Annotated in this window: 16 protein-coding genes; 14 read left to right on the top strand and 2 right to left on the bottom strand. The window is 34.3% G+C overall.

Going from position 1 to position 16,171, the window contains the following annotated elements; translation table 11 throughout:
• The 12 genes from DW269_RS10370 to DW269_RS10315 form a co-directional block, all read left to right on the top strand.
• On the top strand, nt 1-2,076 hold a 2,076-nt coding region (locus DW269_RS10370), incomplete at its 5' end, for a cysteine peptidase family C39 domain-containing protein (protein ID WP_233503289.1).
• A gap of 5 nt (nt 2,077-2,081) precedes the next feature.
• On the top strand, nt 2,082-2,549 hold the full coding sequence (ybeY, locus tag DW269_RS10365; protein ID WP_117459719.1) for an rRNA maturation RNase YbeY: 468 nt from the start codon (nt 2,082-2,084) through the stop codon (nt 2,547-2,549).
• Nucleotides 2,549-2,944: a cytidine deaminase gene (gene cdd, locus DW269_RS10360; protein WP_117459717.1), complete on the top strand. Its 396-nt coding sequence runs from the start codon at nt 2,549-2,551 to the stop codon at nt 2,942-2,944. The genes ybeY and cdd overlap by 1 nt, the downstream gene beginning before the upstream one ends.
• A complete protein-coding gene (gene era / locus DW269_RS10355; protein WP_117459715.1) occupies nt 2,941-3,837 on the top strand; it encodes a GTPase Era in 897 nt (298 codons plus the stop codon). Before cdd ends, era begins: the two co-directional genes overlap by 4 nt.
• Complete coding sequence (gene recO / locus DW269_RS10350) at nt 3,824-4,561, top strand: DNA repair protein RecO (protein WP_117459713.1); 738 nt, start codon at nt 3,824-3,826, stop codon at nt 4,559-4,561. Before era ends, recO begins: the two co-directional genes overlap by 14 nt.
• A 15-nt stretch (nt 4,562-4,576) precedes the next feature.
• Nucleotides 4,577-5,500 (top strand): serine aminopeptidase domain-containing protein, encoded by a 924-nt coding sequence (locus DW269_RS10345; RefSeq protein WP_117459711.1) that lies wholly within the window; start codon nt 4,577-4,579, stop codon nt 5,498-5,500.
• A gap of 137 nt (nt 5,501-5,637) precedes the next feature.
• Nucleotides 5,638-7,014, top strand: coding sequence for a glycine--tRNA ligase (locus DW269_RS10340; protein WP_117459709.1), 1,377 nt, complete (start codon nt 5,638-5,640; stop codon nt 7,012-7,014).
• Between the two features lie 12 nt (nt 7,015-7,026).
• On the top strand, nt 7,027-8,793 hold the full coding sequence (gene dnaG, locus DW269_RS10335; RefSeq protein ID WP_117459707.1) for a DNA primase: 1,767 nt from the start codon (nt 7,027-7,029) through the stop codon (nt 8,791-8,793).
• Nucleotides 8,794-8,795: 2 nt separating this feature from the next.
• Nucleotides 8,796-10,052, top strand: coding sequence for an RNA polymerase sigma factor RpoD (rpoD, locus tag DW269_RS10330; RefSeq protein ID WP_117459705.1), 1,257 nt, complete (start codon nt 8,796-8,798; stop codon nt 10,050-10,052).
• Entirely contained in the window at nt 10,052-10,723 is a 672-nt protein-coding gene (locus tag DW269_RS10325; protein WP_006505509.1) for a class I SAM-dependent methyltransferase, read from the top strand. Before rpoD ends, DW269_RS10325 begins: the two co-directional genes overlap by 1 nt.
• Before the next feature lie 46 nt (nt 10,724-10,769).
• Nucleotides 10,770-11,513 carry a Nif3-like dinuclear metal center hexameric protein gene (locus DW269_RS10320; RefSeq protein WP_117459703.1) on the top strand — a complete coding sequence of 248 codons (744 nt, stop codon included), beginning with the start codon at nt 10,770-10,772 and terminating at the stop codon, nt 11,511-11,513.
• A 1-nt stretch (nt 11,514) separates the two neighbouring features.
• Entirely contained in the window at nt 11,515-11,973 is a 459-nt protein-coding gene (locus tag DW269_RS10315) for an 8-oxo-dGTP diphosphatase (RefSeq protein WP_117459701.1), read from the top strand.
• A 13-nt stretch (nt 11,974-11,986) separates the two neighbouring features.
• On the opposite strand, the gene DW269_RS10310 is transcribed toward DW269_RS10315, so the two are convergent.
• Nucleotides 11,987-12,838 carry a Cof-type HAD-IIB family hydrolase gene (locus DW269_RS10310; RefSeq protein ID WP_117459699.1) on the bottom strand — a complete coding sequence of 284 codons (852 nt, stop codon included), beginning with the start codon at nt 12,836-12,838 and terminating at the stop codon, nt 11,987-11,989.
• A gap of 8 nt (nt 12,839-12,846) precedes the next feature.
• A complete protein-coding gene (locus DW269_RS10305; RefSeq protein ID WP_117459697.1) occupies nt 12,847-13,758 on the bottom strand; it encodes a 4-hydroxy-3-methylbut-2-enyl diphosphate reductase in 912 nt (303 codons plus the stop codon).
• 98 nt (nt 13,759-13,856) lie between these two features.
• On the opposite strand from DW269_RS10305, the gene DW269_RS10300 reads away from it, so the two are divergent.
• Nucleotides 13,857-15,230 (top strand): DEAD/DEAH box helicase, encoded by a 1,374-nt coding sequence (locus DW269_RS10300; protein WP_006505504.1) that lies wholly within the window; start codon nt 13,857-13,859, stop codon nt 15,228-15,230.
• On the top strand, nt 15,227-16,099 hold the full coding sequence (locus tag DW269_RS10295) for a deoxyribonuclease IV (protein ID WP_040389830.1): 873 nt from the start codon (nt 15,227-15,229) through the stop codon (nt 16,097-16,099). Before DW269_RS10300 ends, DW269_RS10295 begins: the two co-directional genes overlap by 4 nt.
• The last annotated feature ends 72 nt before the right edge of the window (nt 16,100-16,171 follow it).

The raw sequence follows: 16,171 nt of genomic DNA, 5'->3' as shown, positions 1-16,171 counted from the left end.
GCCCGGTGGTGTGAGAGGACGAAAATAATTTTAATTATTTTCTCCTACTCGATTTATATGCGTAAATATCCTATATATCTTCAGGATGATGAAGTATCCTGTGGCGTTTATTGTATCAAGATGATTTTAAAATATTATGATATTGAAGAAGACACACTCAATATTAAAAGAAAAGCACGTATGGATCATACTGGAACGACTATTAAAGGTTTAGTAGAAACATTGAAATCCTATGCGATAGAAGCAAAAGCCTATCATGCTTCTTTAAAAGACATAGAAGAACATATCACCTTACCTTGTATCTTACATACAATAGAAGATGGTATAGGTCATTTTGTAGTACTCTATGAAATCAAGGGAGATACGTATATTATTGGTGATCCAGCCCATGGTATTGTGGTCTATGATCAAGAAGAACTGACATCAATTTATACAGAAAATGTTGTATCTATTACACATATTGGGCGCTATTTTGAATATGAGAATAAGACATTTAAACAGTTCTTAAAGGAAATCAAGAAACTCTATCATAAAGATATTAGAAAACTAGGAAGCTATACATTTTTTATCACATTATTCTCTTATGTGTTATCACTTATCTATGCATCACTCATTGATTATATGAAGGTTAAAACACCTATTGTGGTATTAATGATTGTATCAGGTGCATATTTTATTATCGGCTTAATAAAGATTGGAATAGAAAAGACAAAAGAGAAGAAAAGTATCCTTCTCACACGTGCTTTTGATAAAGAGTTTGTTTATACAAGTATTAGTCAAGTAATGGATCATAAAGGAGATACAGGAACACTCCATCCACAAATCATGGACTTATATCAGTTAAGTGAGTTTTGTGTTGCCTATTTTAGTATCTTCTATGTAGATCTTGTTTCTATTGTATTAGAACTACTTGGTTTATTGCTGATTTCTACGCAATTATCATTAGTACTTATTATTGTGTTAGTTATTCTAGGTATCTTTGTTTATTTTAAGAGTAAACATTTTATAGAACTCTATAAAGACTATATCGCAGCACATATTGAATCAGAACATGCACTCATTGATTATTTAGATCAAAGAGAAATAGGAAAGAGATATTATGGAAAACATCAATGGCTTAAAAGATATGAACATTACTATGAGAATGAAGCCAATCATAAACAGGATCAGGAAGAATTCTCACTAACACTCTCTACTGGTATGCATATGATCCAAATACTTGGAGAAGCACTTATATTATTTGTAGGATTGTTCCTCTATCATAATAAGAGTATCAGTATGGGTGAATTGATTCTATTCTATATGGTTTATAATATGATTCTTATTCCCCTTATTCATCTCTGTACTACTTTAGTAGAATATTCTCAAAGTACAGTACTTTATGAGAAATATAAGGAACTTACAACACCAGTCGTACAAGGTAAGCTATTGGTAGAAGAACCAATTCATACTATTTTTATGAACAATGTAAGCTATGCTTATGGCTTCCATGAACCTGTCTTAAATCATCTAGATTTAGAAATCAATCATTCTTTCTTTATATTTGGAGATAATGGTTCAGGTAAATCTACATTAGCTTATTTACTAGAAGGTAATGATCCACATTATCGTGGTGAAATACTTATTAATAACAAGCATTTAAAAGACATCAATCAGGATTCTTTAAAGAAACATATCATTCTTGTAGAGGAACATGAATCATTTATACCTGGTTCTATCAAAGAAGTATTGAATTGTGAGGATGAAGAACGTATACTTCATGTATTACTTTCCTTAACAGGAGAAAGATTGATTGAACTAGGAGATTCACCTATCACTTCTCAGGGACTTCCCTTATCATTAGGAGAACAACAGATTCTTTCACTTGCTCGTGCATTATTGTGTGATGGAGATATTTATATTCTTGATGAAGCCCTCAGTCATCTCTCTTTTGAACGTAAAGAAATCATCATTCGAACTTTGTTTGAAACATATCCAGAAAAGTTATTTATGGTGATTTCACATGATAAAAAAATCATGAACATGGGATATGACTATGTTATAATGGAAAAAGGAAAAATCATCGAGAAAGGGTGATATTAATGAATATAGATTTTGTATTTGATAATGAAGTAGAGAACTTTGAAAATAATTATGAACAGGATTTTACAGCTATTATTGAACAGGCTTTAAAGACTTTAGGTATTGAAGATGATGTAGAAGTATCATGTGTTCTTGTAGATGATGAAAGAATACATGAAATTAATAGAGAATATCGTCATATTGATCGTTCTACTGATGTCATCAGTTTCGCAATGGAAGATAATGATCAATTTTATGTAGAAGGTATGCCTAGAACTTTAGGAGATATTTTTATTTCTGTAGATCATGCTAAGAAGCAGGCAGAAGAATATGGTCATTCTTTAAGAAGGGAAATGTGTTTCTTATTTACACATGGTATTCTTCATTTGTTAGGATATGACCATATGACAGATGAACAGGAAAAAGAAATGTTTGGCTTACAGGATCAAATCCTAGGTGCTTTAAGCATTGAAAGAGAGGGAGCCTAATGGATTATCAATATCTTGTAGATGAAGCTTTTAAGGCAAGAGAGAATGCTTATGCTCCTTATTCACACTTTTTAGTAGGTGCCTGCTGTGAACTCAATGATGGCAAGATGATTTATGGTGCCAATATTGAGAATGCTGCTTATGGCTCTACAATGTGTGCTGAGCGTAATGCAGTATTTCAGGCTTATTGCCAAGGCTACCGTAAAGAGGATATTAAAGCACTTGCGATTGTTGGAGATGGACCGACATTGATTTCACCTTGCGGTTCATGTCGTCAGGTATTAAGTGAACTCTTGAAATCTGATACACCTATTGTATTAGGTGCAAGAGATCACTATGAAGTGACTAATATCTATGAATTATTACCTAGAAGTTTTAGTGAGGAGGATTTATGAGTTATAAATCAGGTTTCGTAAGTATTGTAGGACGTCCTAATGTAGGAAAATCTACTTTATTAAATCATATTTTAAAGACAAAATTAGTGATTACATCACCTACTGCCCAGACTACAAGAAATACAGTTCAAGGTGTATATACAGATGATGAAGCACAGATTGTATTTGTAGATACACCAGGTATTCATAAGCCACAGGATGGCTTAGGATCATTTATGAATACAACAGCTTTAAATAGTATTGTAGGAACTGATGTGATTTTATTTATTGAACCTGCCAATGAACGTATTGGTAAGGGAGACCGCTTTATTGTAGAAAAGTTAAAGAAAGCAGAATGTCCTGTCTATCTTGTATTAAATAAGGCAGACCTTCTTTCTAAAGATGAATTAATGGATAAACTGATTGAATGGAATCAGATGATGGACTTTAAGGAAATCATCCCAATTAGTGCACTTAATGGGGATAATGTGGATGAATTAATTAAGACTGTCAAACAGGATTTACCAGAAGGACCAGCTATTTATCCAGAAGATACAATTACAGATCATCCAGAACAGTTCATTATGGCTGAATTTATTCGTGAAAAGATTCTTTATTTCACTCATGATGAAATTCCTCATGATGTGGCGATAGAAATTGAACAGTGGATTGAAGATGAAAATGGAATAGATATCATGGCTGTGATTATTGTGAATAGAAAGAGTCAGAAGGGTATTATTATTGGTAAGCAGGGTACAATGATCAAGAAGATCAAAGACCAGGCAAGACGTGATATGAAACGTTTTGCGGGTGTACCTGTTAAACTTTCACTCTTTGTAAGAGTAGAAAAAGACTGGCGTAATAAAGCACAGTACTTAAAGGAATTTGGTTATAACCAGGATGACTACTCATAATATTGAGAAAACAGAAGGGGTTGTACTAAAAATAACTCCTTCAAAAGAATCTGATGCAATACTTTCTATTTATACACATGACTATGGTAGAATATCAGTCTATGGAAAAGGAATTAAAAAAATCAATTCTAAAAATGCGCGTGGTGTCACACCTTCTACGTTAAGCTTATTTGAGCTAAATGTACGCAAAGGATTATCATCTCTTATACGTGCTTCAGGAATTAAGTATTATACACATATCCAGGATCATATAGAAACAGATATACTAGCACAATGCTTATTAGAATACTATTATCGCTATGTTCCTGAAAATAAACCTGATCTAGAGACTTATACATTCTTAGTAGATGCTTTAAAAGCTATAGATACAGGATATTCATATAAATTGATTTATGCATTGATTCTTGTCTTTATTATGAAAGATAACGGAATAGAGTTAGAAGTAGACGGATGTGTTCATTGTGGACATACATCAGTCACTTCTTTTTCGCTTGTAGATGGTGGTTTTGTATGCCATAAGCATCAAACACCACAGGATGTAGAATTATCTATAGATGCACTTAAGGCAATACGTCATATATATAAGACACCCATTGCCCATATTGATGCATTATCTATAGATGAATCAGTACTTAAAGAGATATTATTTATATTTGAACATTATATTGATGAATATTGTGGAATATATCTCAATGCGTTACGTTTTGTGAAGGAATGGATATGAGGGGAGGAATGATGTATGAAGCATGAAGAAACTTATACATCAACACTACATACACATGTTCACTTTTTCATTTATGAACCACAGGTGATCATTAGAGTCAAGGCTGTCTTATTTGTACAGCATGATCTTAACGAAAATGCATCAAGCTATGATCATTTTGCGAATTTCATGTGTGATAAAGGATATGTTGTTGTAGTGAGTGATATGGTCGGACATGGTCATTCACTAATTGATTTTGAACAGGGTTATTTTGGGAAAACAGATGTCCTTGATCATTTGATGAAGGATATGCATCATCTACAGAAAGTGATGATGGCACGTTATACAGATACACCTTATTATTATATAGGTACAGGACTAGGTGCACAGATGATTCGTGAATATGCAGCACGCTTTGGAGATTATTTCCAGGGAATGTTGTTGATGGGAGCAGTGTCCGGTGTCAGAGCCTACCGCTATAAGAATCTTTGTCTTAACTTCTTTAAACTTATGAAGGGTGAAAGATATCATCTCAATAAACTGGCATTAAGAAACAGAATGAAGTTATCACATCATTTCAATGGAGATCATCCGTTCTCTTATCTCACAGATAATGAACAACTAGTGAATAGATTTTCTAATGATACATTGACGAACTTCTCTTATACAGTTAAAGGCTATAGTGATATCTATAAGATTTCTAGACATGCCAACAGTGAAGAGACATATCAGAAAACACCAACATACTTATCTACATGGATTGCCTCCGGTGCACTTGATCCTCTCACTCGTTTAGGTAAAGATGCGCAGCTCATCTATCATAACTATAAAACACTAGGTATGGCCGATATCACATTAAAAATCTATGACAACAAACGTCATGCATTATTATTTGGTAAGGATCGTATTAACGTTTATACAGATATTCTTACCTGGCTAAACGCACGTACTTACATTTAACCTTTCTTTAAGAAAGGTTCTTTTTTATACACTTATAATTGGTTGACAAATATACACTATAAGGGTATAAATAGTGGGACTATAAAGTTCATGGCTTAGGTTATTCCTAAGTCATTTCTTATCTCAAGGAGGAAAATATGGCTACAAAAGATATGGAAAAGCTAATTGCACATGCAAAAGGTGAAGGTTTTGTCTATCAGGGATCAGAAATCTATGATGGACTCGCAAATACATGGGATTACGGACCAATGGGTGTCCAGTTAAAGAATAACATCAAAAACTTATGGTGGAAGAGATTCGTTCAGGAATGTCCTTACAACGTAGGTATTGATTCTGCAATCTTCATGAATCCAAGAGTTTGGCAGGCAAGTGGACATGTAGGTAACTTCAATGACCCACTTATTGACTGTAAACAGTGTAAATCAAGACATAGAGCGGATAAATTAATTGAAGCTTATGATTCTGAATTACATCCAGATGGATGGACTCCAGAAGAAATGATGACTTTTATTAGAGAACATAACATCGCATGTCCTGAATGTGGTGGACATGATTTCACAGATATCAGACAGTTCGAATTGATGTTTGAAACATCTATGGGTGTTGTAAAGGATGCTAAGAGCAAGATCTACTTAAGACCAGAAACTGCTCAGGGTATCTTTGTAAACTTCAAGAACGTTCAGAGAACATCACGTAAGAAATTACCATTTGGTATTGGACAGATTGGTAAATCATTCCGTAACGAAATCACTCCAGGTAACTTCATTTTCCGTACGAGAGAATTTGAACAGATGGAACTTGAATTCTTTACAAAACCAAATGAAGACTTAGAATGGTTTGAAAAATGGCGTCATGACTGTATGCAGTTCTTATATGATTTAGGTATCAATAAAGAAAACTTAAGATACAGAGACCATGACCAGAAAGAACTTTCTTTCTACTCTAAAGCAACAACAGATATCGAATACTTATACCCATTTGGATGGGGTGAATTATGGGGTATTGCAGATCGTACTGATTATGACTTAGGACGTCATCAGGAATATTCTAAGAAGAATTTAGAATACTTAGATCCAGACACTCATGAAAAATATCTTCCATATGTTATTGAACCATCAGTAGGTGCTGACCGTTTATTCTTATCAGTTCTTGCAGATGCATTTGAAGAACAGAAACTTGAAAATGGCGATGTAAGAAAAGTTATGCATTTCCATCCTGCATTAGCTCCAGTAAAGGTTGCAGTATTACCACTTACTAAGAAGCAGTCTGATGAAGCAATGGAACTTTATAACGATTTAGTAAAAGATTTCTATTGTGAATATGATCAGGCAGGTCAGATTGGTAAGAGATATAGAAGACAGGATGCTATTGGTACACCATTATGCGTGACTGTAGACTTCGATACAGCTGAAGATCATAGCGTTACTGTAAGAGATCGTGACACTATGGAACAGATCAGATTACCAATTGATCAGTTAAAAGCTTATATTGCAGATAAAACACGTTTTAACTAAGAGGATGATTAGATGGCAAGATTATCACAGGAAAAGATTGATGAAATCAGACAAAGCGTAGATATCGTTGATGTGATGGGCCAGTACCTTGAACTTCATAAAAAAGGCAAGAACTATATGGCTATCTGTCCTTTCCATGATGATAATCATCCATCTTTATCTATTTCACAATCAAGACAGATTTATAAATGTTTTGTATGCGGCAACGGAGGGAATGTTTTCACATTCATTCAGGAATATTTAAAGGTTCCTTTCGTAGAATCCGTTATGAAAGTGGCAGAGTTTGGACATGTAGATATGTCTGGCTATTCACTAGAAAAGCGTGTTGTGAAAGTAGATGAGGCGCTTGCGCCTCTTTATGATATGCACGCTTTTGCCTTGAAACTTTATATGTATTATCTCTATACACAATCAGGTAAACAGGCACTTGATTATTTACGTCATCGTGGTTTTGATGATGAACTCATTAAGATGTTTGGAATTGGGTATGCGCCAGATAAATCTATCTTACATGAACGTTTCCAGAAGGAAGGCTATACTGAAGTTGCTCAGGTGAAATCAGGATTAGTTTTAGAAAATGAACGTCATTATGATCGTTTCCGTGATCGTGTGATGTTTCCTCTTTATGATGAATTTGGAAAGGTTGTAGGTTTTTCTGGAAGAGTTTATAAAGCTCAGGATAAGAATTCTAAATATATGAACTCCCCAGAGTCCGATATATTTATTAAAGGTAAAACACTTTATAATTACCATCGTGCGAAAGAAGCAGTTCGTCAGGCAGGCTTTGTATATATTAATGAAGGGTTTATGGATGTCATTGCGATGCATCGTGCTCATCATGATAACTGTATTGCCTTGATGGGTACAGCTCTTACTAAAGATCATTTAAGAATGTTGAAGCGTATGACACGTACGATTCATTTATGTTTAGATGGTGATATGGCAGGGCAGGCTGCAGCTATGAAATCAAGTGATTTACTTACATCACAGGGCTTTGAAGTCAAGATTGTATTATTACCTGATGGAAGAGATCCAGATGAGATCTTATCAACAGAAGGTATAGAGGGTCTTGATGCGGTTTTAAAGGATACTTTAAGTCCTATTGATTTCATGATGGCCTTTGAATGTTCAAAACTTGATTTACGTAATTATGAAGATCGTAAAACCTTACTTGTAAAAGCATGTGAGAAGATTGCGAAGATAGAAGATAGAATTGATCGTGGACACTATATTACAAAGCTTTCATCATTGACTGATTTCCCTAAGGAAATCATTGAGGAACAACTTTTAAATAGTTCTGCAGTTATTGAACATCGTGAACAGTTTTCTCAAAATCGTATTGAAACAATTCAGGACCAGCGTCCTATTCTAGATAAATATACTTTGGCAGAAAAGAATTTATTATTCTATATGTTGAATGACCGTCAGGTCAGTGATATTTATGAAGCAAAAGCAGGCTTTATGCATAATGATACATATCGTGCATTAGCTGCTTATATTAGAGATTATTATCGTACGCATCAAACAATGGATATTGCGAACCTCATCGATAAGATTGGGAGTTCTCATTCAACCCTTGTGAATGCATTGACAGATATTGCGGAGTGTTCACTTCCACTCCCTTATCAAAAAGAAGTGATTGATGATTATATTGCGAGAATTACAGAAAATACCAAGAATATTCGTGAACAGGAATTACAGGAACAGTTTAAGAATGTCCTTGCGCCTAGCGCAAAAGCTGAGATTCTCCAAAAGCTAATTGATTTAAAAAAGGAGTAGCTATGGCAAAAAAGGAAAAAGCAGTACAGGGTATTACTCTTGAAGAACTTGAAAAAATGCTGATTAGTGCCGCTAAGGCTAAAGGCAACCGTTTAACTCAAGATGACTTAGATGCTTTCCAGTCTAGATATGATTTAGATGATGAAGCATATGAAAACCTTATTGATGCAATCAATGAAAACCATATTGAAATTGAAGATGGTTTAGATGCATTAGAAATAGATGATAATGACTTCATGGCTGGAGGGGCAGATGGTCTTGATGATCTTGAAGGCTTAGAAGTAGATACAGATGATGATACAGGTGATGATGATATCGCAAATCTAGATTTTGGTAATGATCTAGATATGGACTTTGGTGATACAAATAAGATGTATAACCAGTCTGATGACGATGATGATATGAACCAGTTAGGTTCTAACGTTAAAATCAATGACCCTGTAAAGATGTACTTAAAGGAAATTGGTCGTGTAGACTTATTAACTCATGAACAGGAAATTGAACTTGCAAAACGTATTCTTGAAGGTGATGAACAAGCTAAGAAAGAACTTGCAGCTGCAAACTTAAGATTAGTTGTATCTATCGCTAAGAGATATGTAGGTCGTGGTATGTTATTCCTAGACTTAATTCAGGAAGGTAACATGGGTCTTATTAAGGCTGTAGAAAAGTTCGATTATACAAAAGGATTTAAGTTCTCTACATATGCAACATGGTGGATCAGACAGGCTATCACTCGTGCAATTGCCGATCAGGCACGTACTATCCGTATTCCAGTACATATGGTAGAAACTATCAACAAGTTAACTCGTATCCAGAGACAGCTTGTTCAGGAATTAGGTAGAGAACCAACAGCTGAAGAAATCGCAGAAAAGATGGATGGAATGACTCCTGCAAAGGTAAGAGAAATCCAGAAGATTTCTTTAGAACCAGTTTCTTTAGAAACACCTATCGGTGAAGAAGATGATTCTCATTTAGGTGACTTCATTGAAGATGAAGGTGCTATGAGCCCTGATGATTATGCATCTAACGAATTATTAAAAGATGAATTAAATGAAGTATTATTAGAACTTACAGATAGAGAAGAAAAAGTATTAAGACTTAGATTCGGTCTAGATGATGGACGTACAAGAACACTTGAAGAAGTAGGTAAAGAATTCAACGTAACTCGTGAACGTATCAGACAGATTGAAGCAAAAGCTTTAAGAAAATTAAAACATCCTTCACGCTCTAAACGTCTAAAGGACTTCTTAGATCACTAATGAAGCTTCATTCAAAACGTCTAAGCAAAGTTGCTTGGATGATTGAAGAACATAAACAAGGAACTATCCTGGCAGATATCGGCACTGATCATGCCTATCTGCCTTGTTTTTTACTTGATGAAAACATCATCACATCAGCTTATGCATGTGATGTAGCGGAAGGACCTCTCTCTAGTTCTAAAGAAACAATTCAGTCTTTACATCTTGAAAATCAAGTCATCCCATTACTTGGTAATGGATTAGATCCTATCATCGATAAGAAAGTAGATATGATCTCTATTTGTGGTATGGGTGGCTTATTGATGAGTGAAATATTAGATGCTCATCTTGACTATGTAGAAGATAAAATACTCTTCCTACAGGCAAATACAGCCATTGATTTATTAAGAGAATACTTAATGAATCATAACCTACAGATTATTGATGAAGCATTAGTCAAAGATGCTCATCATATTTATGAAATCATGGTTGTGAAAAAAGGCCATCAGGAATTAGATGAAAAAGATATTCTCTTTGGACCAGTCCTTAGAAAACAGAAGGATCCTCTCTTTATTGAGAAGTGGGAAAGAGAACTAAAGATTCAAAGACGTATATTGGATTCATTAAATACTGAACATGAAAAATATGCAAAGGTATTACATTCTATTGCCTTAATTGAAGAAGTACTCTAGGTACTTCTTTTTTGTGTTATAATATTTGAAATGGAAGGTGATATTTATGAAAGCAGAACAGATTATTAAAATCATGGAATCTCATTATCCTTTAAGTTGTCAAGAGGACTGGGATCATTGTGGATTACAGGCAGGCAATATTCATACAGAAGTGAATAAAATAATGATTGGTTTAGATGCTGACTTACAAACTCTACAGGAAGCCATTGATGCAGGATGTCAGATGCTGATTACCCATCATCCATTCTTATTCAATACATTGACTTTAGATACTACAACACCTGTAGGACGTTTTATTGAAAAAGCGATTAAACATAATATTGTTGTCTATAGTGCGCATACATCTCTAGATAAGATTTCCATGAATAGATGGTTAATGGAAGCATTAGGCTGTTTAAATATTGAAGATGCCGATGAATCTAATATTACTAAGAAGGGTGTACTCCCAGATACAATGGGCATGTATGAATTCTTGGATTATGTAAAGAAAGCTTTTAATATTCCATCAGTCAATTATGCAGGTAAAGTGAAAGAAGTCTCTACAGTAGGAATCTGTGGTGGTTCTGGAGGAGATTTAATAGATGAAGTCGCTCCACAGGTCGATGCTTATGTCACAGGTGATTTAAAATATCATAGTGGTTTAAAAGCATCAGATTATAATATTCTTTTAGTAGATGTAGGGCATCATGTAGAAGTCATTATGGTACATAAATTAAAAGAATTATTAGAAAAAGAAATAGACTGTGAAATCGTAGAAGCGACTTCTCCAGGCTATTTTAAGGGGTATTAGGATGATTTTGACTACAATTGCCTATTTAAAGAAAGATGGGAAAACATTACTTCTTCATCGTATAAAAAAGAAGAAAGATATCAATGAAGGTAAATGGATTGGTGTAGGTGGTAAATTAGAACCAGGTGAATCACCCGATGAATGTGTAAAAAGAGAAATACTAGAAGAAACAGGCTATACAGTACATTCTATTAGATGTCATGGTTATGTCACATTCCCAAGTCTTTATTATGGTGAAGATGAAGGTATGTTTGTTTATTCTTGTCATGATTTTGAAGGGACATTAAAAGACTGTGATGAAGGTGTTCTTGAATGGGTGGATGATGATTTAATTCCTGATTATCCACAATGGGAAGCAGATTATCATTTCTTAAACTGGATGGAAGATGATCACTATCACCATGCCAAGGTGACTTATAAGAATGATGAACTTATAGAATATAAAGAAGAAATATATTAAAAAGGAGCGCGGATTAGATTAATCCGTGCTCCTTCATATTTTTATAAATACCATCATTCGCGATATCATCACATACTTCATCAGCAATAGCCTTTAAACCTTCTTTCGCATTACCGACTGCAACACCATGCGCTACAAATGTCAACATCTCTGCATCGTTCATACCATCACCATAAGCATATGTATCCTTTTGATTAATACCTAAATGGTTAATAAGTGCTTCAATGGCAGTATGCTTATTCACACCCGCTACAGATAATTCACCTGATGCATCACCAAATGCAGGAACAGTACATTCAATCACTTGGAATGCATCACAAAACTGCTTTCTTATTTCATCAAATGGAATACTTTCATGTTCTAAGAAACAAATCTTATTCACATCGTTTCTATACATATTCTCATTTTCAATGAGTGCAGTAATAAAATGACTTGGTTCCTCTTCCTTTTTTCTTCTTGCTTCAGGATCATTTTTAAGATCACCATAGATGATGCTTTCTAATCTTTTAATGAGGTTCTTAGAGGCAAATAAACCACCATTAGATTCTAAATAATAGTCATAATGATTTGTTTCAAAGAAGTCTACAACTCGATGAACATCTTCATCGCTGACCTTCTTATGATACAACATTTCATCACCCATCTGTACAAATCCACCTCCAGCACCAATGATGCCATCAAATCCTACATCTAGAATATAAGGATAGATTTCTGCAAGAGAACGCCCTGTACAAAGATAACATAAATTTCCTTTTTTACGCGTCTCGTGCACTGCCTGGATAGTTGATTCAGGAATACATTCCTTTACAGGTCTCACATCTACTAAAGTCCCATCCACATCAAAAAATATAATCTTCTTACTCATATATTCTCCTATAACATCTTTTCATAAGGTATTTCAGGTTTAATAAAACTATCTGGGTTATTTTCATCATACTGCTTCAAGAAATCAATAATCTGATTAGTCAATACAGTAGGTGTAGAAGCTCCAGAACTTACTCCTACATGTTTCTTTCCTTTAAGCCATGATAAGTCTAACTCTTCAAGACTTCCAATCATCTTGGTATCTTTATGTGCTTTCTCCATACTAATAGAAGCCAGCTTCTTTGTATTATTAGAATGAGGATCACCTACAATAATGACTAGATCAATATCTTCATTCATCTTCGCAATGGCTTCCTGTCTAATTTGTGTAGCTGAACAAGTTTCCTTCATGATTTCTACATCTAATATTTTTTTCGCATACTCACATAAATCATAAACATCATAAAGGGACATAGTTGTCTGGTTAGTCATCACATAATGTTTATCTTTATCAAGTGTTTCTAAATCGTTCTTAGATGTAATTAAATGAATATGTTCAGGATCAATCAATAATGCACCTTCAGCTTCAGGATGATTCTTTTTACCTATATATAAAACATCCTTCCCACGCTTTAACTGTTCTTTAATAAGTGTATGTGTCTTAATAACATCTAAACATGTTGCATCCACTACATTGAGTCCTTTACTCTTTGCCTTCTCAATGACACAATCTCCTGCACCGTGTGCTGTAATAATCACTGTTCCTTCATTGATTTCATCAAGCAGTTCCATTCTTGTCTTACTTGCATCCTCAATTGTGATGGCACCACGCTTCTTTAATGCATCCACAATAAACTGATTATGGACAATCATACCAAGTACTGTAATAGGACCCGGCTGTTCTATTGTCTCTTTTACTATATTAATAGCACGTATAACACCCTTGCAATATCCTCTAGGGACAATTCCTGTGACTTTCATATTCTTCACCTCAAAAACAATTCTAACATAAGTGAGATTAGATTTGTTTTTTTTTCAAATCATGGTATGATAATAGACGCTAAAGGAGGCGAATTATAATGGATTTATTTGACAAATTTCAATTTAATGATTATGTAAAAAAGACTTTAAACAACATACATTTCACATCACCAACACCTATCCAGGATAAGGTGATCCCCCTTGTTTATAAGAATAAAGATATTATTGGTATCTCACAGACAGGTACTGGTAAAACTCATTCATTCTTAATTCCTATCATTGATCGTATTGATACAAATGCAGATTATGTACAGGCAGTTATTACAACTCCTACAAGAGAACTTGCACACCAGATCTATGAAAACGCAAAGGAATTCAAGAAAGAAAACCCTGATTTAAGAATCTCACTTGTAATTGGTGGTTCTGATAAGCAGAAGGCTATTAATAAGCTTTCTACACAGCCACATATCGTTATTGGTACACCAGGACGTATTAAAGACTTATCTTTAAATGAACAGGCTTTAATCATCACTACAGCAACTACATTTGTAGTAGATGAAGCAGATATGACTTTAGAATATGGTTATCTTGAAGATTTAGATGCAGTCTTATCTAAGATGAGAGAAGATTTACAGATGCTTGTATTCTCAGCAACTATTCCTGAACATTTATGGCCATTCTTAAGAAAATATATGAATGCGCCAGAATTAGTACAGATTGATGCCCATAAGAAAACAACAGACAATACAAAACATTACTTAATTCATACAAAGCATCATGACCGTTATACAGTATTAAAGAATATCATGGATATCATTGACCCATATATATGCTTAATTTTCTGTAATAAGAGAACAGAAGCCACTAAGCTATCTGATCAGTTAAGAAGTGATGGTTATCGTGTCGGTGAAATTCATGGTGACTTAGAACCACGTGAACGTAAACAGATGATGAGACGTATCAATAATAATGAATATCAGTACATTGTAGCTACAGATATTGCGGCTAGAGGTATTGATATTGATGGTGTATCTCATGTTATTAATATGGAATTCCCAACAGAAAGAGACTTCTATATTCATAGATCTGGTAGATGTGGTCGTGGTAAGTATAAGGGTGAATGTTATTCTATGTATGATTCATCTAATCAGCAGATGGTTGAATCACTTGAAAAGAAGGGTATTCACTTTGAAGTAAAAGAAATCCGTAATGGTGTATTAACGGATGCCAAGGCACGTAATAAGCGTAAGAATAGAAATGCGCCACAGTCTGAATTAGAAAAAGAAATTCAGCGTATTATTAAGAGACCTAAGAAAGTTAAACCTGGTTATAAGAAGAAGAGAAAAAGAGAAATTCAGGCTATTTACCAGAAAAAGAAAAGAGATATTATTCGTAAAGATATTCAGAGACAGAAAAAAGAACGTGCGAAACAGGCACAGAGAGAAAAACGTGAAAGGGAGAACATGCAGTGATTATAGGTTCACATGTCTCAATGGGTGGTAAGGAAATGCTTCTAGGAAGTGTAAAAGAAGCATTAAGTTATAATGCCAATACATTCATGTTTTATACAGGAGCACCTCAGAATACGAGACGTAAACCTGTTTCTGAATTACGTGTAGAAGAAGCCAAAGAATTAATGAAAGAAAAGGGGATAGACATGGACAAGGTTGTTGTTCATGCCCCTTATATTATTAATTTAGGAAATACAATCAAGCCTGAAACAAGAGAACTTGCTGTATCATTCTTACGTCAGGAAATTGAAAGATGTGACGAAATTGGTGCTACAAGACTTGTTCTTCATCCAGGTGCTCATGTTAAAGCAGGGGATGAAGCAGGATTAGATGCGATTGTATCAGGCTTAAATGAAGCAATGAAGCCAGACCAGAAGGTACATATTGCCTTAGAAACAATGGCAGGTAAAGGCACTGAACTAGGTAGAACATTTGATCAGTTAGCTTATATTATTGATCATTGTGATTATCCTGAATTATTAGGTTTATGTTTAGATACATGTCATTTAAATGATGCAGGTTATGATATTTCTGATTTTGATGCAATTCTTGATGAAGTCGATGAAAAGATCGGTTTAGATAAAGTATTAGTTGTTCATGTCAATGACTCTAAGAATCCACAAGGTTCTCATAAAGATAGACATGAGAATATTGGTTTTGGGACAATCGGTTTTGATACATTGGACTCTATTGTATCTAATGAACGCTTAAAAGATGTTCCTAAGATTCTAGAAACACCTTATATTGAAAAGAATGCACCTTATAAAGAAGAAATTGAAATGTTGAAAAAGCATGAATTCAACCCAGGTTTAAAAGAAATGTTTGAATAAGCAGCTATGGCTGCTTATTTTTTGTGCGACAGGCAGTCGCTTATATGTCATGTCAACAGGGGCATGACATTT

Origin of the sequence: Catenibacterium sp. AM22-6LB, from assembly GCF_003435615.1 — a bacterium.
In the GTDB taxonomy this organism is placed as follows: Bacteria; Bacillota_I; Bacilli_A; order Erysipelotrichales; family Coprobacillaceae; genus Catenibacterium; species Catenibacterium mitsuoka_A.
The sequence above is the reverse complement of the archived record's forward strand: the minus strand, read 5'-3'. Positions and strand labels throughout refer to the sequence as shown.

What these genes read in the sequence shown, in the direction of transcription:
- DW269_RS10310 (WP_117459699.1), bottom strand. Translation starts at nt 12,838, where the DNA reads ATGAGTAAGAAGATTATATTTTTTGATGTGGATGGGACTTTAGTAGAT.
- DW269_RS10345 (WP_117459711.1), top strand. Translation starts at nt 4,577, where the DNA reads ATGAAGCATGAAGAAACTTATACATCAACACTACATACACATGTTCAC.
- rpoD (WP_117459705.1), top strand. Translation starts at nt 8,796, where the DNA reads ATGGCAAAAAAGGAAAAAGCAGTACAGGGTATTACTCTTGAAGAACTT.
- DW269_RS10300 (WP_006505504.1), top strand. Translation starts at nt 13,857, where the DNA reads ATGGATTTATTTGACAAATTTCAATTTAATGATTATGTAAAAAAGACT.
- DW269_RS10340 (WP_117459709.1), top strand. Translation starts at nt 5,638, where the DNA reads ATGGCTACAAAAGATATGGAAAAGCTAATTGCACATGCAAAAGGTGAA.
- ybeY (WP_117459719.1), top strand. Translation starts at nt 2,082, where the DNA reads ATGAATATAGATTTTGTATTTGATAATGAAGTAGAGAACTTTGAAAAT.
- era (WP_117459715.1), top strand. Translation starts at nt 2,941, where the DNA reads ATGAGTTATAAATCAGGTTTCGTAAGTATTGTAGGACGTCCTAATGTA.
- cdd (WP_117459717.1), top strand. Translation starts at nt 2,549, where the DNA reads ATGGATTATCAATATCTTGTAGATGAAGCTTTTAAGGCAAGAGAGAAT.
- DW269_RS10315 (WP_117459701.1), top strand. Translation starts at nt 11,515, where the DNA reads ATGATTTTGACTACAATTGCCTATTTAAAGAAAGATGGGAAAACATTA.
- DW269_RS10305 (WP_117459697.1), bottom strand. Translation starts at nt 13,758, where the DNA reads ATGAAAGTCACAGGAATTGTCCCTAGAGGATATTGCAAGGGTGTTATA.
- DW269_RS10320 (WP_117459703.1), top strand. Translation starts at nt 10,770, where the DNA reads ATGAAAGCAGAACAGATTATTAAAATCATGGAATCTCATTATCCTTTA.
- DW269_RS10325 (WP_006505509.1), top strand. Translation starts at nt 10,052, where the DNA reads ATGAAGCTTCATTCAAAACGTCTAAGCAAAGTTGCTTGGATGATTGAA.
- dnaG (WP_117459707.1), top strand. Translation starts at nt 7,027, where the DNA reads ATGGCAAGATTATCACAGGAAAAGATTGATGAAATCAGACAAAGCGTA.
- recO (WP_117459713.1), top strand. Translation starts at nt 3,824, where the DNA reads ATGACTACTCATAATATTGAGAAAACAGAAGGGGTTGTACTAAAAATA.